Annotated in this window: 18 protein-coding genes and 1 pseudogene; 7 read left to right on the top strand and 12 right to left on the bottom strand. The window is 68.9% G+C overall.

Translation table 11 applies throughout. The features are described 5' to 3' along the window. Window positions 1-7: 7 nt before the first annotated feature. Window positions 8-3571, bottom strand: a complete 3564-nt coding sequence (locus tag IPN03_19630) for a hypothetical protein (GenBank protein MBK9375861.1) — start codon at window positions 3569-3571, stop codon at window positions 8-10. A 180-nt stretch (window positions 3572-3751) separates the two neighbouring features. On the opposite strand from IPN03_19630, the gene IPN03_19625 reads away from it, so the two are divergent. Further along, on the top strand, window positions 3752-6514 hold the full coding sequence (locus tag IPN03_19625; protein ID MBK9375860.1) for a response regulator: 2763 nt from the start codon (window positions 3752-3754) through the stop codon (window positions 6512-6514). Window positions 6515-6568: 54 nt separating this feature from the next. Here the strand turns inward: IPN03_19625 and IPN03_19620 are convergent, their stop codons facing one another. The 5 genes from IPN03_19620 to IPN03_19600 all read right to left on the bottom strand — a co-directional run bounded on the left by IPN03_19620 (window position 6569) and on the right by IPN03_19600 (window position 10120). Continuing rightward, complete coding sequence (locus IPN03_19620; protein MBK9375859.1) at window positions 6569-7150, bottom strand: DUF1579 domain-containing protein; 582 nt, start codon at window positions 7148-7150, stop codon at window positions 6569-6571. 142 nt (window positions 7151-7292) lie between these two features. Further along, window positions 7293-7724 (bottom strand): arsenate reductase ArsC, encoded by a 432-nt coding sequence (locus tag IPN03_19615; GenBank protein MBK9375858.1) that lies wholly within the window; start codon window positions 7722-7724, stop codon window positions 7293-7295. Further along, window positions 7721-8794: an ACR3 family arsenite efflux transporter gene (gene arsB, locus IPN03_19610; GenBank protein MBK9375857.1), complete on the bottom strand. Its 1074-nt coding sequence runs from the start codon at window positions 8792-8794 to the stop codon at window positions 7721-7723. Before arsB ends, IPN03_19615 begins: the two co-directional genes overlap by 4 nt. A gap of 55 nt (window positions 8795-8849) precedes the next feature. After that, complete coding sequence (locus IPN03_19605) at window positions 8850-9701, bottom strand: arsenite methyltransferase (protein MBK9375856.1); 852 nt, start codon at window positions 9699-9701, stop codon at window positions 8850-8852. Between the two features lie 53 nt (window positions 9702-9754). Then, a complete protein-coding gene (locus tag IPN03_19600) occupies window positions 9755-10120 on the bottom strand; it encodes a helix-turn-helix transcriptional regulator (protein ID MBK9375855.1) in 366 nt (121 codons plus the stop codon). Between the two features lie 212 nt (window positions 10121-10332). Here IPN03_19600 and IPN03_19595 point away from each other — a divergent pair, with 212 nt between their 5' ends. Next, complete coding sequence (locus IPN03_19595) at window positions 10333-10752, top strand: hypothetical protein (GenBank protein ID MBK9375854.1); 420 nt, start codon at window positions 10333-10335, stop codon at window positions 10750-10752. 149 nt (window positions 10753-10901) lie between these two features. Here IPN03_19595 and IPN03_19590 read toward each other — a convergent pair whose 3' ends face one another. From IPN03_19590 to IPN03_19570, 5 genes and pseudogenes are all read right to left on the bottom strand, one after another. Further along, window positions 10902-11579, bottom strand: coding sequence for a sulfite exporter TauE/SafE family protein (locus IPN03_19590; protein ID MBK9375853.1), 678 nt, complete (start codon window positions 11577-11579; stop codon window positions 10902-10904). 8 nt (window positions 11580-11587) lie between these two features. Then, window positions 11588-12076 carry a hypothetical protein gene (locus tag IPN03_19585; GenBank protein MBK9375852.1) on the bottom strand — a complete coding sequence of 163 codons (489 nt, stop codon included), beginning with the start codon at window positions 12074-12076 and terminating at the stop codon, window positions 11588-11590. Further along, a pseudogene (locus IPN03_19580) lies at window positions 12073-13261 on the bottom strand (permease). The gene IPN03_19585 and the pseudogene IPN03_19580 overlap by 4 nt, the downstream one beginning before the upstream one ends. A 55-nt stretch (window positions 13262-13316) precedes the next feature. Continuing rightward, on the bottom strand, window positions 13317-13574 hold the full coding sequence (locus tag IPN03_19575; GenBank protein MBK9375851.1) for a TM0996/MTH895 family glutaredoxin-like protein: 258 nt from the start codon (window positions 13572-13574) through the stop codon (window positions 13317-13319). Window positions 13575-13702: 128 nt separating this feature from the next. Continuing rightward, a complete protein-coding gene (locus tag IPN03_19570; GenBank protein MBK9375850.1) occupies window positions 13703-14155 on the bottom strand; it encodes a helix-turn-helix transcriptional regulator in 453 nt (150 codons plus the stop codon). 225 nt (window positions 14156-14380) lie between these two features. Between IPN03_19570 and IPN03_19565 the strand changes: the two genes are divergently transcribed. Both IPN03_19565 and IPN03_19560 read left to right on the top strand, forming a co-directional pair. Then, the gene (locus IPN03_19565; GenBank protein MBK9375849.1) at window positions 14381-16141 is read left to right on the top strand and encodes a PAS domain S-box protein; all 1761 of its coding nucleotides are present in this window, start codon (window positions 14381-14383) and stop codon (window positions 16139-16141) included. 454 nt (window positions 16142-16595) lie between these two features. After that, on the top strand, window positions 16596-19019 hold the full coding sequence (locus tag IPN03_19560) for a PAS domain S-box protein (protein ID MBK9375848.1): 2424 nt from the start codon (window positions 16596-16598) through the stop codon (window positions 19017-19019). Here the strand turns inward: IPN03_19560 and IPN03_19555 are convergent. Beyond that, complete coding sequence (locus IPN03_19555) at window positions 19016-20140, bottom strand: hypothetical protein (protein MBK9375847.1); 1125 nt, start codon at window positions 20138-20140, stop codon at window positions 19016-19018. The genes IPN03_19560 and IPN03_19555 overlap by 4 nt on opposite strands. Window positions 20141-20220: 80 nt before the next feature. Between IPN03_19555 and IPN03_19550 the strand changes: the two genes are divergently transcribed. The 3 genes from IPN03_19550 to IPN03_19540 are packed head-to-tail and all read left to right on the top strand — an operon-like array spanning window position 20221 to window position 22299. Next, on the top strand, window positions 20221-20565 hold the full coding sequence (locus tag IPN03_19550) for an STAS domain-containing protein (GenBank protein MBK9375846.1): 345 nt from the start codon (window positions 20221-20223) through the stop codon (window positions 20563-20565). A 25-nt stretch (window positions 20566-20590) separates the two neighbouring features. Beyond that, on the top strand, window positions 20591-20998 hold the full coding sequence (locus IPN03_19545; GenBank protein MBK9375845.1) for an ATP-binding protein: 408 nt from the start codon (window positions 20591-20593) through the stop codon (window positions 20996-20998). A 53-nt stretch (window positions 20999-21051) separates the two neighbouring features. Then, a complete protein-coding gene (locus tag IPN03_19540) occupies window positions 21052-22299 on the top strand; it encodes a glycoside hydrolase family 1 protein (GenBank protein MBK9375844.1) in 1248 nt (415 codons plus the stop codon). The last annotated feature ends 8 nt before the right edge of the window (window positions 22300-22307 follow it).

The following is a 22307-nucleotide window of genomic DNA, read 5'->3' as shown; positions in this document are numbered from 1 at the left end:
CGGCCTGTTAGCGGAAGTAGCCGTTGACGTCGAGGATCAGGTCCACGGTGCCGGTCTCCTGACGATCGAGGACTGACAGGACTCCGCCGACGAGACCCATCGTCACGCTGCTCGCTCGCGTTCTCCCGGTCGCGAACGACACGACGCCCGTGTCCGGTGCCGGGCCCGTTCCCGGGAAGAGTGTGAGCGAGCCTGCGTCCGTCGGCGCGGTGACCGTCACGTTCAGCGCGACCGCCGCTGCGTCGGCCGGGACACCGCACGTTCCGCCGACTGTGAAAGAGCGCGAAGCGCCCGCTTCGAGTGCGGGAGCGCCGTAGTGGCCAGCCGGGTTGCGCGTGTCGGCGATGCGGCAGGGGCTCACTGGGAAGAAACCCGCGGCCGCCTTCTGGAGGAAGGTGGCAGAGACCATCGTCGATTCGTTCATCGTGACGACACAGGATTCCGTCCCGGAGCATCCTCCGCCCACCCACCCGGCGAAACGAGAGTTCGGTCCCGGATATGCGAACAGCGTGACCGAGGTTCCGGGCCCGTAGAGCGCCGAGCAGGAGGTCCCGCAGGAGATTTCGTAGCCGGGGCTGCCCGAGCTGACCCGGTCGGCACTCGAGCCGTTCCGGACGACCACCAGCCGGTGATAGAGACCGACGAGGATCGTCTTCTCCCGGGATGTGGCGCAGTCGCCCTTTTGAACGACGACGGCGAGGACGACGCTCGACTCTCCGGCGGTAGCTGAGATCGTGACCGCCGGGGTTCCCTGGCCGCCGTCGATCGTCCCCCCGGTGATCGTCCACTCGTAAGTGAACCCGTCGCCGGCATTGGCCACGGAAGCGGAGTGTGAGCCACTCCCCTCGAGAATCCAGTCCGGCGCGGTGATCGTCGCCGAGGGGGGCGAACAGGCCGGGGGCTCGTAGGCCCAGAGGTCGGCGAGCCGCCCGGCGACTCCGGCGGAGTCGGCGCCGAACCCATTCATGATCCAGAAGTTTCCGTCATTGCCTTTCCAGGCGAACGCGGTGTCCCGCGCCCCCGGGGAGTTCCCGGCGGCGGGCGTTCCGGCGACGCCGTAGACGCCAGAGGCATTCGCTGCGTCCGAGCCGCTCATCCAGGTCCAGTTCACTCCGTCCCACCGCCAGAGGTCGTTCAGGTAGACGCCGGCCCCGAAGGATCGGCTGCCCCCGAAGAGCCAGAAGTGGCCTCTTGCGTCGGCCCAGGATGCGCCCCAGGCGCGAGCCCCCGGCCGATTCCCCGGCGCCGCCACTCCCTTCTCGCCATAAACCCCGTTCGCGAAGTAGGTCCCGGTTCCACTCATTCGGGTCCAGTAGGTTCCGTCCCATCGCCAGAGATCGTCCATCAACCAGTAGTCCCCGCTCGCGCCGCCGTGAACCCAGGCCGTTCCGTCCGGGGCCGCCGATCCGATGGCGCCGGTTCGCGCTGCTGGGGTGTTCGTTGCGGACGGCTCACCGAGGACTCCTCCTGAGCCGGAATCGTCTGTGTCGTTCGACCCGTGCATCCAGGTCCAGTTCGTTCCGTCCCATCGCCAGAGGTCGTTCAGGTCTCCGAACCATCCTCCGGCCATGCCGTACCCTCCGAAGAGCCAGAAGTTGCCTGTCGCGTCAGCCCAGGCGGTGAGCTCGCTTCTGCTTCCCGGCACGTTCGACGGAGCGGGGACGCCCTTCGTCCCATAGATCCCCTGTTTCCAGGGAGAGAGGCTTCCGCTCACCCAGGTCCAGTTCGTGCCGTCCCATCGCCACAGATCGTTGAGGAGACCGTCGTCATAGACGTCGGGGGTGCGGCCGCCGAAGAGCCAGAGATTTCCGGCAGAGTCTGCCCAGGAAACGCCCCAGGCCCTCGCGCCGGGAACGTTTTCCGCGGCGGGAATTCCCTTCGTTCCTGAGATCGCCGGCTGGTCCTCCAGGTTCGTCCCGCTCATCCAGGTCCAGCTGGAGCCGTCCCATCGCCACAGATCATTCAGGTAGCCCAGCCCTGCCGCCGAATAGCCGTGGCCCCCAAAGAGCCAGGTCTCCCCGTTCGCGGTAAGCCACGTGACCGCCCCCCTCCGGGCACCAGGATGGCTGGTTGGGCTCGCGAGCCCCTTCGTCCCGTAGACCCCGACGAGAGTCGCTCCGTTCGTGCCGGAGAGCCACGCCCACTCGGAGCCGTTCCATCGCCAGAAGTCGTTCAAGGCGCCGATGCTGCCCGTCGACGACGCTCCGTCGCCACCGAAGACGTAGACGCCTCCCAAGGCGTCTCGCGCGGCACTCGCTCCGTTGCGAGCACCTGGCTCGTTCCCCGCGGCCGGCACCCCTCTAACGCCATAGCTCCCGGTCTGATTCGGTGTGCTCGTTCCTCCGACCCAGACCCAGCCGGCGCCATTCCACATCCAGAGGTCGCTCAGAGACGCCCAGGAGTTCGATGTCGGGCTGTAAAAGCCCCCGAGGAGAAAGAATCTCCCGGTCCCGTCCATCCAGGCAACCGAGCCTTCCCTGGCCCCGGGGACGTTCTCCGGCGCCGGAACACCCCTCGTGCCGTAGACCCCCGGTTGGTTCGGGACGTCCGAGCCGTTCACCCAGATCCACTCGGCACCGTCCCACCTCCAAAGGTCGTTGAGGTAGCCGCTTCCCGATACCGATTGGCCGTAACCGCCGAAGAGCAGAATCGTCCCGTCCGGGCCGACGTTCGCCGAAGCGTTGCGGCGGCCGCCCGGGACGTTCGCCGGATTCGCGATCCCCTTCGTTCCGTAGACGCCGGGCTGGTTTACGCCGCTCGACCCGCCCATCCAGCTCCAGGCTGAGCCGTTCCACTTCCAGAGGTCATTGAGCAACCCAGAGCTGTACTGGCTCATTCCGTAGCCGTTGCCGCCGAAGAGCCAGAAGCTCCCGTCACCGCCGCTCCAATGGGTCGCGCCGTAGCGGGCTCCCGGGCAGTTCTCCGGGGCCGCGACGCCCAGCGTTCCGTAGACGCCCTGTCGGCTGCCGACGATCGGCCCGCTCACCCACGTCCAGTCGGAGCCGTCCCATTTCCAGAGATCGCTCAGGCTGACGTTGTACGACGACGCCGAATCGCGTCCGTGCCCTCCGAAGAGCCAGAGGTTTCCGGCGGAGTCGATCCAGGAGACCGCGTCAGATCGGGCACCCGGCTCATTCCCCGGCGCGGCGACCCCCTTCTCGCCGTAGGTGCCGCGACGTCCGTAGGTGTCCGACCCGCTGACCCACGTCCAGCTCGCCCCATCCCACTTCCAGAGGTCGTTCAGAGTGCCCAGAAGCGCGTGCCTGGCAAAACCCCGGCCCCCGAAAAGCCAGAAGTTCCCGCTCGTGTCAACCCACGTCGCGGCACCGGACCTGGCGCCCGGCACGTTTTCCGGCGCCGTAACGCCCTTTGTCCCGTAGACGCCGACGCGCTCGACTTCTGCGATGCGGTCCGGACCACCGGCCCAGGTCCACTGCCCTGGGCTCGTCGCAACGGTGTTGCCCTTCAGCGAGAGCGAGCCGGCCGAGGCCCGCGGGACTGCGCCCAGGTCGGCGGCGACCGCCAGGGAACAAAGGACTGCGGCGAGAAGCGTCATCACTGGGCGGTACATCTCTTCAGTGTGGCACACGCTCGAAGAGTGCAACCCGCGATCGAATCTGGGGCTGACCCGCGCGGCAGCCTCGGCCCTCGACGAGGCCCTGGTGTCCTGAGCCGTCCGTTCTCGGGCCTATACTTTCCGTTGTGCGCTTCGAGGAGGCGCGCCCCGCACCCGGAAGGGAGTCGACACGACGTGAACGACGATCCTGCCGCAGCGCGCCCGAAGGACGAGGCGGCCGAGCCGGAGAGCCACGGGCTCGCGCTCCTGCTGGCGGCGTTCCGCGCCCTGCCGGATCCCGTCTGGCTGAAGGACCCCGGCGGCGTACACCTCGCCTGCAACGCCCGGTACGAGCAGCTCTGCGGAGTCCCCGCGTCCGAGATCCTCGGGAGGACGGACGATGCCTTCGTCTCCTCCGAGCGCGCCGAGAGGTTCCGCCGGCAGGACGCCGAAGTCCTCGCTGCGGGCAAGCCCATCGCGTTCGAGAACGTCGTGTATTACCCCGAGGACGGGCACGCCGAGGTCGTCGAGGTCCTGAAGACTCCGCTGATCGACGGCGAGGGCCGGCTCGTGGGCGTCCTCGGCGTCGCGCGGAACATCTCGGAACGGAAAGCCTCCGAGGCGACCCTGGAGCTTCACAACCGCGTTCTCGGCATGATCGCCACCGGGGCGCCACTCGAAGGCACGCTCGACGCCATCGCCCGCGGTATCGAGGAGCAGGCGCCGGGGACGCGCGCATCGATCCTCCTCCTCGACCCCGACCACGAGCACCTGCACCCGCAGGACGGCTCCGCCTGGTCGACGCCGATCCTGGCCGGGAGCGGCGAGGTCCTCGGGACGTTCGCTCTCCACGTCCCGGAGCCGGGTCGACCCGCGGCGCACGACCAGCGTCTCGTCGACCTCGCAACGCACGCCGCGTCGATCGCCATCTCGCGGAGCCGCGAGGTGGAGGCCCTTCGGAAGAGCGAGGCCCGCTACCGGCTGCTCGCCGAGAACGCGACGGACGTCGTCTGGCTCTACGATCTCGACGCGGACCGTTTCGTCTACGTGAGCCCCTCCGCCAACAGGCTCGGAGGCCGTCGGGACGGGAGGGCGTCGAGCTTCTCGATGCGCGATCTCCTCACGGACGACTCCTGGCGAAAGGTGGAGGCCCTCCTGCGCTCGCGACGCGCCGCTTTCGAAGCCGGAGACGCGTCGGCCCGCTCCGCCGTGATCGAGCTCGACGAGATCTGGCCGGACGGCAGCGTGAGGCCCGTGGAGGTCGCCGCGTCGTTCGTCACCGACCCCCAGGGACGCGTGAGGCAACTGCAGGGGGTGACGCGCGACCTGAGCGATCGGCGGCGCTCGGAGGAGGCGAAGCTGAAGCTGCAGGCGCAGCTTCAACAGTCGCGCCGGATCGACTCCGTGGTCCGCCTGGCGGGGGGCATCGCCCACGACTTCAACAACATGCTCGCCGTGATCCAGGGCTACGCGGCCCTGGCGCTCGAGCAGGTCGATCCGTCGCATCCCGCCAGCGAAGGCCTACGCGAGATCCGGACGGCTGCCCGAAGGGCCGCCGGTTCCGTCCGGCAGCTCCTGGCGTTCGCCCAGAAGCAGCCCGCCGCGCCCCGCCCCGTCGACCTGAACGCCGCGCTCGGGCAGCTGCGGCCCCTGCTCACGTCCTTCGCCAGCAGTGGCGTCGCGCTGTCGTTCCGGCCGGGGGAGGGGATCTGGCCCGTGCGGATCGACCCGGTCCAGCTCGACGAGGTCCTCGAGGCGCTTCTTTCAAACGCACGAGACGCCGTCGGCAATCGCGGGACCATCGTCGTGGAGACGGCGAACCGGGTTCTCGACGCCGGGTACTGTGCGGTGCGGCCGGGGTCCCTCCCGGGAGATCACGCGATGCTCGCCGTTCACGACGACGGCTGCGGCATGGACAGGGCCGTACTCGACCGCGTGTTCGAGCCCTTCTTCACGACCAAGACGGCCGGGAGCGGCCCGGGCCTCGGCCTTCCCACGGTCTACGGCATCGTGAAGCAGAACGGCGGGTACATCGACGTCGAAAGTGCACCGGGAGAGGGGACTCACGTCCGCATCTTCCTGCCACGGCTCGTCGGAGCTCCCGCGGACGGCAAGACCGGGGGCACCGCCGGCGGCGAGCCGGACGCCGTCAAGGCCCAGGCCGCGGGAGAGACCATTCTTCTCGTCGAGGACGAACCGGCCCTCCTCAGGCTCTCCTCCGCGATGCTTCAACGCCTGGGATATACGGTGCTCGCGGCAGGCGGTCCGGAATCGGCGCTGAGGATGGCGGCGGAGCACCGTGGCGCGATCCACGTCCTCTTGACCGACGTCGTCATGCCCGGGATGAACGGCAGGGAGCTCTCGGAGCGCATCCTCGAGACGCGTCCCGGAATAGGCCGCCTCTTCGTCTCGGGACACGCGGCGGAGGTCGTGACGGGGAAGGGGATGATCGGCGAGGGGGTGCGGCTGCTCTCGAAACCGTTCTCGTCGGACGAACTGGCGGTAGCGGTGCGCGAGGCCCTCGACGCGGGCCGCGCGCACAGGGCCGAGGTCCCGGCCCGAACGGAGGCGCCGCCGCGGGTGCGGGTCCTCTACGTGGACGACGAAGACGCCCTCGTCGAGCTGATGAAGAGGGCCCTGGGCCGGCTCGGGTTCGCCGTCACGGCGAGCTCCGATCCGTTGGCTGCACTCGCGGCATTCGGGGCCGAGCCCGGTTCCTTCGACGTCGTCGTGAGCGACCTGTCGATGCCTCGGATGTCGGGTCTCGAGCTGGCCCGCCGGGTGCTCGTGATCCGTCCCGACGTCCCCGTGGTCCTCACCTCCGGCTACGTCTCGTCCGTCGACGAGGCCGCCGCGCTCGCCGTCGGCGCGAAGGCGCTGATCCTCAAGCCGGGCACTACCGAGGACCTGGGAGCAGCGCTCGACGCCTGCATCAGAGGCGTTCTCCGGGAGAAGTGAAACGGTCGTCGGTCGGAAGAGCTCCGGACACTGGGGGCTCCGGATCGTTCGTCCCTATCTGGACGGGACCGCCCCTCCCGCGGGCCACGTCGTGTCGCCGAATCGCTTGAGGGTCATCTCCATGAAGCGGACGGGGTCCTTCCCGGGGACGACCCGGTCCCCGACCTCGTGCCAGGTGCCGTCCTTGACCGTGGCCGTGTAGCGGATGGTCATCGGCCCCGCCGGGATCTCCCATGCGAACCCCTCGGGGAGAAGGGTCAGCACGTAATCTCCGGACATTCCCATCGCGTACGACCGGAGCGAGTAGGCACGCGTCGCCGGGCTGTAGGAGATGACGCCGAACGCATTGAACGCGACCTTGCCGTCGGCCTCGTAGCCCAGCCCCTCGACGACCTTGACGGCGCCGTCGAGGAACGGGCCGACGCGCTCCGTCTGAGTGACCGTGTGCTTCTCGCCGGAAGGAGAGATCGTCCAGGCGGGGCCCCTCCAGAGGCCGTCCAGGAACGAGAGCTTCGCGAGGGCCTCCTTCTGGGCAGCGACGGTGACGGCCGGATCGGGGCGCCCCTGCGCGTCGGCGGCCGAGGGGAGGCCTGCAATTGAGAGGGCGAGGACCGCGGCGAGAGATCGGTGAATCATCCTGGTCTCCTTGTCTTTGGCGGAAGTCTGCCTCAGGAGGGGCCGGATCCGGAAAGCGGTCTGAGGCCGGCACGAGGAGCCGGTCCACCCCCGCCTCACGTCCCAGCTTCACGACGTTCCGTGCACGGGGCGCCCGCCCAGGTCAGTTCCCCGAGAGCCCCAGTTCCCGTGCAACGAGCGCCGGGAGGACGTCGCGGATCTCGTCGCGGACGCGGCGGAAGAGGGGGAGCGCGTCGTCCCCCTCGCCCGCGTGGGCCGGGTCCTCGAACGCGTGGTGGACCGTCTTCTTCGCGCCCGGAAAAAGGGGGCAGGCTTCGTGGGCCGAATCGCAGACCGTGACGACGAGGTCGAAGGAGATCCCCCTCAGGCTTTCGACGCCCTTGCTCGTGTGGGACGAGAGGTCTACGCCGGACTCGCCCATCACCTGGATCGCGCGCGGGTGGACGAAAGACGGCTTGGTCCCTGCGGAGTGGACCTCGACGCGATCGCCGAGAAGGCGGCGCACCCACCCCTCTCCCATCTGGGAGCGGCAGGAGTTGCCCGTGCAGAGGACCAGGACGCGAGGCGTCGTCATGCCACGGCCTTTTCCCCTGCCGCCGAGGGCACGAAGTACCGCCGCTGGAACCAGAACGCGACGTTGACGAGACCGATCATCACCGGCACCTCGACGAGCGGACCGATGACGGCCGCGAAAGCGGCTCCGGAATTGATCCCGAAGACCGCGACGGCGACGGCGATCGCCAGCTCGAAGTTGTTGCTCGCCGCCGTGAACGCGAGAGTCGTCGTCTTGCTGTAGTCGGCGCCGATCCTCCTGCCCATCCAGAACGAGACGACGAACATCAGGACGAAGTAGACGACGAGCGGAATGGCGATCCTCACGACGTCCATCGGGATCGAGACGATGAGCTTCCCCTTGAGGCTGAACATCACGACGATCGTGAAGAGGAGCGCGACGAGCGTGATCGGGCTGATGGCCGGGACGAAGCGCCGGTGGTACCACTCCTTCCCCTTCAGCTTCACGCCGACGAGCCGCGTGAGCGCGCCCGCGATGAACGGGATCCCGAGGTAGATGAAGACGCTCTTCGCGATCTCCGCCATGCTCACCTCGACGAGGCTCCCTTTCAGGCCGAAGAGCGGAGGCAGGACGGTGATGAAGAACCAGGCGTAGACGCTGTAGAAGAGAACTTGAAAGACACTGTTAAACGCGACGAGGCCCGCGGCGTACTCCGTGTCGCCTTTCGCGAGCTCGTTCCAGACGATGACCATGGCAATGCAGCGGGCGAGGCCGATCATGATGAGGCCGGCCATGTACTCCGGGTAGCCGCGCAGGAAGACGATCGCGAGGACGAACATGAGGATGGGCCCGACGATCCAGTTCTGGAACAGGGAGAGGGCGACGACCTTCCGGTCGCGGAAGACGTCGCCCATGTCCTCGTACCTCACCTTCGCGAAGGGGGGGTACATCATCAGGATGAGCCCGATGGCGATCGGGATGTTCGTCGTCCCGACCTGGAACGAGTTGACGAACGACTCGACCCCGGGGACGAAGGCTCCGGCGAGGACCCCGGCGGCCATCGCCGCGAAGATCCAGAACGTCAGCCACCGGTCGAGAAACGAAAGCCTCTTTCCGACGCCATCGGGCATGGTCTCTGCCTCCTGAACGAATCCGAACTCGGGATGCGGCGGGGGAGGGCGGTCCTCAGCCCCGCGCGGGTTTCGTCGCGCGGACGAACGCGCTCCGGAACTTGCCGTCGACTTCCGGCCCGAGGGCGTCCACGTCGATCCCGGCCGATTCGAGGAATTCGCGTGCGTCGTCGACCCGGTAGATTCGCGTCGGCTCGACGGTCACGTCCGTGAAGCCCGCGGCCGTCAGCTTCGCGACGTACTCGTCCTCGTCGAGGGCCCCGGCGATGCACCCGATCCAGAGCTCGACGCTCTTCTTGACGGGCGCGGGAATCTCCCCCTTCGTCACGACGTCCGAGACGGCGAACCGGCCGCCCGGCTTCAGGACGCGGAAGGCCTCGCGGAGGACCCGGTCCTTGTCGGCGGCGAGGTTGATGACGCAGTTGGAGATGATCACGTCGACGGAGCCGTCGGGGAGCGGGATCTCCTCCATCGTCCCCTTCAGGAACTCGACGTTCGTCGCGCCCGCCTTCTTCTGGTTCTCGCGGGCCAGGGCGAGCATCTCGTCGGTCATGTCGAGGCCGTAGGCCTTGCCGGTCGGGCCGACCCGCTTTGCGGAGAGGAGGACGTCGATGCCACCGCCGGAGCCGAGGTCGAGGACGACCTGCCCCTCCTCGAGCTTCGTGAGGGCCGTGGGGTTGCCGCAACCGAGCGAGGCCTGGACGGCGGCGGTCGGGAGGAGCGCCGTCTCGTGGTCGGCATAGAGGTTCGAGGTGATCGGGTCGCCGGAGAGGCCGGAGGCCGAGGGGGCCGTGCCGCAGCAGGCCGACGGCGCCGGCCCGCAGCAGGAGGCGCGCCCCTCCTTTACCTGCAGGGCGGCCTTCCCGTACTTCTCTCTCACGATGTCGCGGATCTCGTTGTCGTTCATGGTGTGCTCCCTTCTATCAAGAATTCTCGATACGTAGAAGAAAAAAAGGGGTTTCAAGGGCGGCAGCAGGTCGCGGCCGACGCCTTTGCGGCCTCCGCGAGCTCGTCGAGCGCCAGCCGGATCTCGTCGACCGCCTCGGGAACGAGGGAATAGTGGATCCAGCGCCCTTCGCGCCGGTCCTTCACGAGGCCGGCGTCCTTGAGGGTCTTCATGTGGAACGAGAGTCGGGACTGCTGGGCGACGAGGAGCCCCGTCAGGTTGCAGACGCACTGCTCGCCGTTCTTGAGGGCCGAGAGGATCCGGAGGCGGGTCGGGTCGGAGAGGGCGTGGAAGAGGTCGGCGAGATGCTCCGCCCGGTCCGGCTTGGCGGAAGGGTGGGCGGGCCGGGCCGGGCCGGGGCGGAAAGTGGGAACGCTCACGCGATTAAATATATTGAGAATTCTTGATATGTCAAGGGGCCCGACGCAAGTCCGCCGGTTCCAGCCCCTCTTGCCAGGCTGCGTCACAGAACGCGTCTCAATTAAGATCCATCCAAGAGAGCGGACATGCAGGAGGGCCCATCGTGTTTTCGCGTTGCAAGATTCAGCTTCTTCAGAAGAGCCGGCATGGAGCAAACACCCCCCCTGACATGGTGGGCATCGCGCTGCTGAAGCCGTTGGTCGGCGGTAGCGGAAGGCACTTTCAGTCGCAGGCGGAATTGATCACTACCTTCGGGGCGGGATACAACTACTCCGGGACCTGGAGGCCGCTGGACAAGTCCGCGACGATCGGGACTGGCGCCAACCACGACGACAAGACCCATTTCTGGAGGTTCTCGATCGTCCGGCGTGAGCTGGAGCTGGTCGAGAGGGAGACGTGGTCCGGGACTGGTGATTACGGGAGTCGCAACGAGCAAGTACGCCTGATCGCCGTCCTCCGGCAGGCCCAGCTCACCCCGCGGGGAGTGGAGCCCGTTGGAGACCGGACGGAAGGCCCGGGAGAACTCGTTTATGACGACAGAAACGCCCTGAGGCGGGGTCCGATCTCCTGGGAGTACATCCCCAACTACTGAGCCCGTTGCCCGGAGCCTGCTGCCGAGACCGATCCGTCGAGCTCGTCGGGGCGATCGCAGACAAGGTCTCGTTGCCGGGAGTGATGCAGGCGCGGGACCCTGGGACGACATCGGACGGGTGAGAGGGTGGAGTTCCGGTGGCCTGCCCGTCAGCCCAGGAAGACGAACCGCACCGAGAGGTAGATCCCCACCGCGACGAAGACGACGCCGGTGATTCGGCGCGCCCAGACCTCGAACGCCCCGATCTTTTTCATCGCCGCGGCGAGCGCCTTGGTCCCGCCGGTCGCGACGAGCGCGAGAATCGCGACCGGGAGCGCCGTGCCGAAGCCGTAGACGACCGGGAGGACGACCTTCGACCCGTGCTGGAGGGCGAGCGGCACGAGGCTGCCGAAGAAGAGGGCGGCCGAGACGGGGCAGAAGGAGAGGGCGAAGAGGGCGCCGAGGAGCGCCGCGCCCCACGCGCCCCCGTCTGCCGCCTTCTTCCGCAGGTCGTCGCTTCCCGCGGTCGTGGAGACACCGATCCGGATGAGGTCGAGGACGTACATCCCCACGAGGACGAGCAGCGGACCCAGGAGCTTGTTCATGTACCGCTGCAGGAACTGCGAGAGGCCGGGAACCGACAGGAGGCCGAGGACCACCACGGTGCTGACCGCGGCATAGGCGAGCGCGCGGCCGAGGGAGTACGTGAAGGCCGAGAGGAGGACGAGCCGGGGCCTGTTGGCGCGCCTCGCCAGGTACGAGACGGCCGCGATGTTCGTCGCGAGCGGGCAGGGGCTGATCGACGTCAGGACGCCGAGCCAGAGGGCCGTCGCGATCGCCGGGGCCAGCTCGGGCGTCACGCCTTCTCCAGGTACGACCGGACCTCCCGCTCGACGTACTCCTGGAACGCGTCGGGGCTTCCGAGCAGCTGCCAGACCTGGTCGAGGTTCTTCCAGCGGACTTCCTTGCCGTCCTTCACCTCCGAGACCACGACCGACTTCGTGTAGAGCCTGTAGTCCTTCACGTAGTGGGCGTTCGTGGGCTCGTCGGTGTTCACGAGCCTCCAGACGACCGCCTTCCCGGAGATCGGCCCGGCGAAGTGCACCGTCATCGTCGCGTTCGTCAGCTCCTCGATCTTCAGGCACGACAGGCAGCGAGCGGTCGTGTGGAAGTACGTGACGACGACCGTCGAGGAGGGGGCAGCCGACGGCGGTACTGCGTCCGTGGCCTCCACCGCAGCGACGGCCCGCGCGTGGCGCGTCTCCTTCACGGCGAGGGTGACAACCGTGACGACGACGAAGGCGAGGAGAGCTCCGGTGACGAGGTGCTTGTTTTCGATGCTCATGACGCGAACGCTCCGAAGACGAGACCGGTGGCGGTGGACATGACGACGACGAGGCTGACGTAGACGATCGTCTTCTTCGTGCCGAGGTACGAGTTGGATGACGATCATGCTCGGGAGGGAGAGGGCCGGACCGGCGAGGAGGAGCGAGAGGGCCGGCCCCTTCCCCATGCCGGAACCCAGGAGCCCCTGGAGGATCGGGATCTCGGTGAGCGTCGCGAAGTACATCAGGGCCCCGGCGACGGAGGCGAAGAGGTTCGCGGCGAGGGAGTTTCCCCCGACCGCCCCGGCGACCCACGCGTCGGGGATCAGCCCGGAGTCGTGCCCGGGGCGGCCCATGAGCCACCCGGCGACGAGAACGCCGCCGAGGAGGAGCGGGAGGATCTGCTTGGCGAACTCCCAGGTCCCGAGGACCCAGAGCCGCAGCTCTTCCCGGTCGTACCAGCGCAGCATCATGAAGATGAGGGCCGCGAGGGCCGCGCCGGTCAGTATCCAGTGGACCTCGTAGACCGCCGCGAAGAAGCCGACGGCCCTGTTCGATGCGCCCCAGTTCGCGAAGACGAGGATCGCAATCATCGAGCCGAGGAAGGAAGCGTCCTGCCACACCTCGCGCGTCCGTCCGCTCGCCGCGGTGCCGGCCGCCGCGAACGGATCGGGGCCGTTCTTCACCCGCTCGGCCTCCTCCTTCCGGAAGATCGCGGCCATGAGGAGCCCGATGACGACGGCGAAGACCACGGCCCCGATCGCGCGGGCGAGGCCCAGCTGGAGGCCGAGGACGCGGGCGGTGAGGATCATCGCGAGGACGTTGATCGCGGGGCCGGAATAGAGGAACGCCGTGGCCGGTCCGAGACCCGCACCGCGCTTGTAGATGCTCGAGAAGAGCGGCAGGACCGTGCAGGAGCAGACCGCGAGGATGGCGCCGGAGACCGAGCCGACGCCGTAGGCGACCGGGCGCTTCGCCGTGGCGCCGAGGTACTTCATGACGGCGCCCTGGCTGACGAACTGGCCGATCGCTCCCGCGATGAAGAAGGCCGGGACGAGGCAGAGGAGGACGTGCTCGCGGGCGTAGTCGCGGAGCAGGACGAACCCCTCGGGGACGGCCCGCTGGAAACGAGCGCTCTCGACCGGCAGAAAGTAGGCGCCGAGAAAGACCCCGACGATCAGGAGGAGCTTCGTCCTCTCCTTCATGGATGGCCTCCGGGCGGGCGCCGCGGCGGACGCGGCCCCGCCCCGTCGCGGGGTCTCAGAGGGCGGCCAGGGCCGCGCGGAGCTCCTCGGCCTTCGGGATCCGGCCGGAGAAGATCACCTTCCCCTCGACGGCGACGCCGGGGGTCGCGAGGAGGCCGAGCTCGAGCATCCGCTCCATCCCCTCGACCTTCTCGACGGTGAAGGGGAGCTTCTCGGTCTCGACGACGTGCGCGACGACGCGGAACGTCTCCTTGCAGCGGGTGCATCCGGGGCCGAGGATCTCGATCTTCCTGTGGGAGGGGGTGGTTTCCATGGGCGGTTCCTTTCGTCGCGAGCGCGGGACCCGGCGACGCCGGGCTGGCTTCGGTTAAACACGAATCATAGTTTCTTGATGGGACGATGTCCAGCGCGCTCTCCATTCGAGACGGGGGGGCCGGGCGCTCAGACGGCGGAAAACCGGCGACGCGCCGCCGGGTGACGGGGAGACGCCGTCGCCGTACCGGGCGTCGGAACGCTCTGCGTCGCTTCGCAGCCCGTCGAGGCCAGGAGCATCTCGGGCGGGACGAGGCGGATGCGGGTGGCCCGGGCGTGGTCGGCGGCGAGCTGCGGGTCGCTCGTCGTCTGGCGGGCCACGAGGCGGAGCCACGGGACGACGTCGTCGTGCCGGCGAAGCGCGTACCAGACGAAACGCCCACGGCGGTGCTCGCTCACGATTCCGGCCCGCTTGAGATCGGCGAGATGGCTGGAGACGGTGGATGCGGGGACGTCGATGATGGCGGCGACCTGGCAGACGCAGAGACCCCCGTCGCGCAACAGCAGCAGGACGCGGAGCCGGGTGGCGTTCGCGAGAGCCTGCATCCGGCCCGCGAGGTTGGGCAGGTTCCTGTCTACCATTTCGGTCTCCTGCGAAATGTAGCTGCGGCGGGGGCCGGGGTCAACGGAAATCCCCGACGCGGGCGGACGGGTCGGCCGGTACACAGCCCGAGCGTCTACTATTCGCTGAGTCGGAGGATGCGATGTCCCAGAACGTGCGAATCCTCCTCGTGGAAGACGACGAGAGTGACGCGGAGCTGGCCCTGCGGGCCCCCTCGAAGATGAGGACGGGGCGACGGCGGGCCGATGCCTGAAGGCGGCTTCCTCGCGCTCGTCCACAATGCCGCGCTCCTGCTGGCGCTGGCGCTCGTCTACGACCTCGCCACGACGCGGTGGAGGGCCGACGCGAGCCGTCTGCGGCAGGTTCCCGTCGGTCTCGCGGTCGCAGGCCTCGGGGTGGCGGTGATGCTCTCCTCGTGGACGCTCGAGCCCGGGATCGTGTTCGACACGCGCTCGATCCTCCTCGGGGTGGCCGGCCTCTACTTCGGAACGGTGCCGACCGTCATCGCCATGGCGGTGACGTCGGCCTTCCGGATCTGGATGGGGGGCGCGGCAGCTCTCACGGGCGTCCTGGTCATCGTGGCGTCCGGCTGTATCGGTCTCCTCTGGCGGTACCGCCGACGGTCGCGTCTCGCCGACCTGGAGTGGGTCGAGCTCACCGCGCTCGGTCTCGCCGTCCACGTGGCGATGCTCTGCCTGTTCTTCACTCTTCCCTGGTCGAGCGCCCTTCGGGTGCTCTCTCACATCACCCTCCCGATCCTCCTGATCTACCCGCCCGCGACGGCGGCGCTCGGTCTCCTCATGGCGAACCGCCTGAGGCGGGAGCGGGACTCCGGGGCGCTGCGCGAGAGGGAGTCCCTCTTCCGCGCTCTCTTCGACCAGACCGTCGTCGGGGTCGCGCAGGTGGACACGGGAACGGGCGCGTTCCTGCGGGTCAACCAGCGCTACGCCGAGCTCGTCGGCTACTCCCGGGAGGAGCTGGAAACCCTTCGCTTCCAGGACGTCACCCATCCGGAGGACGTCGCTCGCGACCTCGCGAGGATGGAAGAGCTTCGGGCCGGACGGATCTCCGAGTTCACGGTCGACAAGCGCTACCTGAGGAGGGACGGAACCGTCGTCTGGGGGGCGCTCGCCGTCTCCCCGATGTGGGCGCCCGGCGAGCCCCCCTCGACGAACATCTCGATGGTCCTCGACATCACGGAGCGCAAGCGGGCCGAGGAGCAGTCCCGGGCGACCGAAGCGGCTCTCCGGCGGAGCGAGGGGATGTTCCGCGAGCTGAACGCCGAGCTGGAGAGACGCGTGTCCGAGCGGACGGCCCAGCTCGAAGAGGCGAACAAGGAGCTCGAGGCCTTCTCCTACTCGGTGTCTCACGACCTCCGCGCACCCCTTCGCGCCATCGACGGTTTCTCCAGGATGATCGTGGAGGATCACGGGGAGAGACTGGATCCCGAGGGGCGCCGCCTCCTCGGGGTCGTGAGCGCGAACGCGAGGAGGATGGCGCAGCTGATCGACGACCTGCTGCGCCTCTCCCGCCTGGGCCGCAGCGAGATGCGGCGGGCGTCGGTCGACATGGCCTCCCTCGCCCGCGCCGCGTTCGAAGAGATCGTCGAAGCGCCGGAGGCGCGCGGGCGGATCGAGTTCCGGGTGGGGGACCTGCCGAGAGCCGAGGGGGATCCGGCGCTGCTCATGCAGGTCTGGGTCAACCTCCTGTCGAACGCCGTCAAGTTCTCGGCGCACAGGGAGTGGCCCGTCATAGAGATCGACGGAGAGGGCGAGGGTCCCAGCGCCGTCTACCGCGTGAGGGACAACGGCGCGGGATTCAACATGGCTTACTCGGGCAAGCTCTTCGGGGTCTTCCAGAGGCTTCACGCTCCCAGCGAGTTCGAAGGGACCGGGGTCGGGCTCGCGCTCGTGAGGCGGATCGTCCTGCGCCACGGGGGCCGGGTCTGGGCCGAGGGGAAGGTGGGCGAAGGGGCGACGTTCTTCTTCTCTCTGCCGGCGCACTGAAGGGGTCCGTGTGCGGCGGCGAGGGGTCGCGCGCGGGCGCATACTGGCCTCGGAGCGACTGATGGAGATCGAGGGGGCGTGGACGACGGGAGCGGTCCGGTGAACGGGATACACCATTCCGAGACACGGCGGTTCGACCTCCTGGCTTCGGCGTGCGGCGTCGTATCGTCCGCTCTCGGCGCCCTGGCTCTCGCCGGCTGGGCCCTCGGGATCCCTTCCCTCGCGGACTTCGGCTCGAAGAACATCCCGATGGCGCCGAGCACGGCGCTCCTCCTCGTCGCCTACGGGGCGGCACTGGCGGCCGTGGGCCGCTCCGGGCGCGGGCCGGCGGACGCACACCGGCGCCATTTCCGTCGCGTCCGTCGGCGGAGCGGCGGCCGCCGCTCTCCTCGCCCTTGGTCTCGCGGGCGTCCGGCCGAAGGTCGAGCACCTCGGGCTCTCGATTGGCGGTGAAGTGGGGGGCTCGCCGGTCGGCTTCATGTCGCCCGTGAGCGCCGCCGGCTTCATTCTGTTGAGCGTCGCGCTCGTGGCGGCCGTCCTCGCCGGGGGACGGCGCGGAGGTCGGGCCCGCCTCGCCGCGGCCGCCGCCGGGGTGACCTCGACGGGAGGAGGAGTCCTGCTCCTCGGTTACTTCGCGGGAGAGCCGCTCTTCTACGGCGGGACGTTCATTCCTCCGGCGGCCACGACGAGCGCCGCCTTCGCCGCCCTCGGGGTGGGGATCCTCGCACTGGCGCGGCCGCGCGAAAGGAGCGGGTCTGATCGCGTCCAGCTGACGGCAGGTGGAGAGGTGGCCCTGATCGCCCTCTTCCTGTGTCTCGCGGCGGGAATCGTTCTCTCCGGCGTCTACTGGTTCCGGGAGCAGGATCGCCGGTTCCGCGCGCAGGCGTATCGGGAGGTCTCGGCCATCGCCGACCTGAAGGCGGGGGAGATCGTCCGGTGGAGGAGCGAGCGCCTCGGGAACGGCTCGGTGCTCGCGCGAAGCAGGGCCTTCGAGCAGCTGGCTCGAGGTGTCGTCGAGGGGTCGGCGTCGTCCGAAGACGCCGAGCTCCTGGAGGAGTGGCTCGAGAGAGTCCAGAAGAGCTACGGATACGAGGTGGTCGAGCTGCTGGCGCCGGATGGGAGCTCCCGTCTCAGGGCGCCGCGGGGGACCGCGATGCCCTGCGCCGAGCTGCGACGGAGGCTGCCGCACGTCCTCGTGCAGTCGGACGCTCTCCTGATGGACCTGCACAGGGACGGCCCGGGCGGAGCGATTCACATGGGAGTCGTCGTACCGATTCATGACGAGAGCGCGCGGAGCGGGATCGGCGTCGTAGTCCTGCGCATCGATCCCGCGACGTTCCTCTATCCCTTCGTCGCCCGCTGGCCGCTGCCGAGCCGGACCGCAGAGACGCTCCTGGTCCGGCAGGAGGGAAGCGACGCCCTTTTCCTGAACGAGCTGCGGTTCGCGCGAGACTCCGCGCTCGCGCTCAGGGTGCCGCTCTCGAAGACCGACATCCCGGCCGTACGGGCAGCATTCGGAGAGGAAGGCGTCGGCCTCGGAACGGACTACCGGGGAATTCCGGTCCTGGCCGCGACGCGTGTCATTCCCGGGTCCGACTGGGGGCTCGTCGCCCGGATCGACGTTTCCGAGGCCTTCGCTCCGCTTCGCGAGCGGCTCTGGCTGACGGTCCTGGTGATGGCCGGACTCCTCTTCGCCGTCGGGTCCGGCGTCGCGGCGGGCTGGAGGCGGCAGCTGGGCCGGCTCGAGCGTGCCCGGCGCGCAGCCGAGTCGGAACGGGCCTGGCTCCGGGACGTCATCGAGCGGAGCCTCAACGAGGTCTACGTTCTCGACCGGGAGACCCACCGGTTCCGATTCGTGAACCGCGGTGCCGTACGGAACCTCGGATACGACGAAGGGGAGCTGCTGGGGATGACGCCCCTCGACATCGCTCCCGAGTTCAACTCCGAGTCCCTGCAGGAGGTCTTCCGGGCTGCGAGCGCCCGGTCGGGCGAGGTCCATCGCTTCGAGTCGGCGCACCGCAGGAAGGACGGGTCCCACTATCCCACCGAGATTCACCTTCAGCTCGTGGGGACGGACCAGGGCGACGTCTTCCTCGCCCTGGTCAGCGACATCACGGAGCGACGGCGGGCCGAGGAGGAGGTCCTCAGGCTGAATGCCGATCTCGAGCGGCGCGTGACCGAACGGACGGCGGAGCTGGCAGCCGCCAACAAGGAGCTCGAGACGTTCGCCTACTCGGTCTCCCACGACCTCAAATCGCCGCTCAGGGCCATCGACGGATACAGCCAGATCCTCCTGGAAGAGCATGCCGAGGCCTTGAATCCGGACGGGCGGGCCACCCTCGTCAAGGTCCGTCGCGGGGCCCAGCGCATGGGCCAGCTCGTCGAGGCGCTCCTGGCCTACTCCAGGATCGAGCGTCGGGCGATCCACGTGGGGACCGTGAACGTCTCCACCGCCGTGGCGGCGGTACTCGGAGAGCTGCAGGAAGAGATCGTGGCGTCGGGAGCGGAGGTCGCCGTCGACGTCGACGGCCTCGTCGTGAAGGCCGATCACGAGGGCCTGGCCATCGTCCTCAGGAACCTCGTGGGGAACGCTCTCAAGTACAGCCAGGGAGCGCGCCCGCCCCGCATCGAGATCAGCGGAAGCGCGGAAGAGGGAACGACTCGCCTCAGAATCCGGGACAACGGGATCGGGTTCGACATGGCGTACCACGACCGGATCTTCGAGATCTTCCAGCGCCTGCACCGGCTGGAGGAGTTCGCGGGGACGGGGATCGGCCTCGCCCTCGTGAGGAAGGCCGTGGAGAGGATGAAGGGGCGGGTCTGGGCGGAGAGCGCACCAGGGAAGGGCGCGACGTTCTTCGTGGAGCTGCCAGGCTAGAACGCGACCTGGGCCGCCAGGACGAACTGGTCGTACGTCTCCTGAAGGACACCGTCGACCTTGCGGCCTTCCTGGTCGACTCCGTACCACTCGGCCTTCAGGTTCACGTTCTTCCCCTTGATCATGTAGTGGAAGCCGGCGGTGACGATCGTGAGTCTGTCGCCCGATACGTCCTTGTTCGCGTCGTACTCTTCGTAGCGGGCGCCGATCCGGAGCTTCCTGGCGAAGGTGTAGAGCGCCGAGACGTAGAAACCGTCGCGGTCGATCTCGGTGCCGTTCGACTGGCCGTCGGTCGCCCGGCCGTACTCGGCTCGCAGCATCAGGGGCAAGGACCTCGTGCCGTCCCACCGGAAGTGGGCGGCGAGACGGTCCCGGGCCAGGGGCGGAGTTCCCTGGCCGCCGGTGCCGCCGGAGACTCCGACGATCATCCCTGCGACCGGTTTCACGTCGAAGCGGGCCGCGCAAAAGAGCCTGTCGGAGGTGCTGGAGGTGTTCGAGGGGACGCCGCTCGTGATGGAGACCCGGGCGCCGAACAGCGGGCCGTACTCGCCCTTGTAGAAGAGGCCCTCCTGGCGCTGGTCGCCGACGACCCGGGTGATGCGGGCACGCTCGGCGAAATCGATATCCGCGGACGACCGGAGACCTTCGTCGGTGATGGCGATCTTCTTCTGGCCCAGGCTGAACTCGTGGCCCTTCAGGCCGAGATACGTGACGGCGAAATCCTGGAGGATGTTGTCGTCGCCTCCGGCGGAAGTGCTCTGGGTCTTGGCGGGATCGATCTGGACGTCGAATCCCCACGACGGCGTGACCGTGCCGGCGAGCCTGATCTCGGCGCGGCGAATGCGGAATGTGTTGATGCCCGTGGTGTTGCCGAGGTAGCCCGTACCGGAGCCCTGCGCGGAGTCATCCGCGACGTACCACGCCTGGAGGAGGGCGCCGATCCTCAGCTCGCCGTCCGCGATCTTCAGCGTCACCGGGAGTGGGAAGGCGGGTGCCTTCTGGGGCGTGTCGGGACGGACGTCGGACTCCTCGCGGTTCGCCTGGGCGGAGGATGTACCGGCGAGGAGGAGGAGGCCCGCAAGGGCGAAACCGATGAGGCGTCGGGAGAAGCGATCATTCATGTCGTCTCTGCTTCTGGAGCATTTCTGGCTACACGCGGTCTTTACAGCGTTCTCGCATCATGCCAAAGAGGGAGGTCCCGATGAGGATGGAGGTCCTGGAGAAGGGAGACGCGAACGTCTGGATTCGTCTGGAGGGGCGGCTCGACCTGAAGGGAATCGAGGAGATCGAGCTCGCGTTCACGGTGAGAGCCGGACGATCCGAGAGGCCCGTTCTCGTCGATCTCGCGGACGTGACGTACGTCGGATCGCTCGGAATAGGGATGCTCTTCGCGGCCGCACGGAACGTCCGACTGCGGCGGGCGGTCCTCGTCCTCTACGGGGCGACGCCCCACGTCGAGGAGGTCCTCCGCATCGGGGGCCTCGGCGAGGTGGCCGGAATCGTGTCGAATCAGGAGGACGCGCTCCGGGCCGTCGCTGCGGCGTAGAGTCTGCGCGGGGCATCCCGAGACCGTGCCGACCTACCGCAAGCTCCTCGAGGCCCGTCGGGACGAGGTCTTCGCGACGCTCGCGCAGCTGCACGAGTTCGTCGACGGCTGCGCCCTGTCTCCGAGGACGCGGAACGCCGTGGAGGTGGCCGCAGAGGAGCTCCTCTCGAACGTCTGGAAGTACGCCTACCCGCCCGGGGAGGCGGGCCCGGCGGCGCTCCTCCTCGAGACGGGGCCGGAGCGGGTCCGGCTCGAGGTCTCCGACTCCGGACTCCCATTCGACCCGACCCTCGTCCCGCCGCCCCCTCCGCCTTCGCTCGACACGGCGCCCGGCGGGCGCGGGATTCACCTCGTCCGGGGCCTCTCGAGCTCCTTCGCCTGGCGCCGCGACGGCGATCGGAACGTCGTCGTCGTCGAGTTCACGGTCCCCTGAGCCAGACCGCCCGTTTCCCGTTCGCCGACCGTCCCCGTCTCTTCGGCGTCGCCGTGTCCCACTACCAGGTGGAAGGGAACGACCCGTGCGACTGGACCGACTGGGAGTCGGCTGGGAAGACGCGCGGCGGGCCGTGCGGCCGCGCCGCGGGCGCGTGGGAGAGATACGAGGAGGATGCCGAGTCGGCGGCCGCCCTCGGCGCGAACGCCTTCCGCTTCTCGGTCTCGTGGAGTCGCGTGGAGCCCAGGAGGGGGGAGTTCGACGAAGCGGCTCTCGAACGCTACGCGCGCTTCGTCGTCCGCCTCGACGCGCTCGGCCTCGAGCCCGTCGTCACGCTCCTGCACTACACCCACCCGCGCTGGTTCCACGCCGAGACGCCCTGGACCTCGACGGCCTCCGTCGACGCCTTCGCCCGTTTCGCGGCGCGGACGGCGAGGGCGCTCGGGCCGAAGGCGCGCTGCTGGACCGTCCTGAACGAGCCGCTCGTCCTCGTCCTCGGCGGGTTCCTCGACGGGCAGGTCCCGCCAGGGATCGCGTCCGCGCGCGACGCCGCACGCGCCCTCGATCACCTTCTCGCCGCGCACGAGGCGGCCGCTGCCGAGATTCGCGCGGCGGTCCCCGGCGCCGCCATCGGCGTCGCGCACAACATGATGGGCTTCGCTCCGGAGCGGGCGCGAAACCCGTTCGACCGGGCCCTCGTCCGCGTCGCGGGCCGCTTCTACAACCAGGCGCTCCTCGACGCCTTCGGCGAGGGGCGCTGGAGCGCCTACCTGCCGCCGTTCACGCGCCTGGCCGGAAGGCGCCCCGGCCTTCCCGCTTCGCTCGACTTCTTCGGCGTGAACTACTACTCGCGCCTGCACCTGCGGTTTCTCGGCGACGGCGGGCGCATCGGCTCCTTCGCCTACCGCGACCCGCTCGGCCGCGGCCTCACCGACAACGGCTGGGAGGTCGTCCCGGAGGCCTTCCTCCCGCTGCTGCGACAGGCCGCCTCGCTCGGCAAGCCGCTCCTCGTCACCGAGAACGGTCTCGCCGACGGGGCCGACACGAAGCGGGCCGCGTTCCTGGAGGCTCACGTCGGCGTCCTTCTGGCAGCCGAGGCCGAGGGCCTCCCCGTCCACGGATACCTTCACTGGTCGCTCGTCGACAACTACGAGTGGCTCGACGGGTGGGAGCCGCGATTCGGCCTCCTCGAGCTCGACCGCGAGACTCTCGCGCGTCGCGAGCGCCCGTCGGCCGGGACCTTCCGCCGCCTCGCCTCCGGCTACCTGGGACGGCCGTCTCCCGGGCGGCAGGGCTCCTGATTTAACAG

The sequence above is a fragment of the Holophagales bacterium genome (genome assembly GCA_016719485.1).
In the GTDB taxonomy this organism is placed as follows: domain Bacteria; phylum Acidobacteriota; class Thermoanaerobaculia; order UBA5066; family UBA5066; genus UBA5066.
This window is presented reverse-complemented; position numbering and strand designations above follow the sequence as displayed.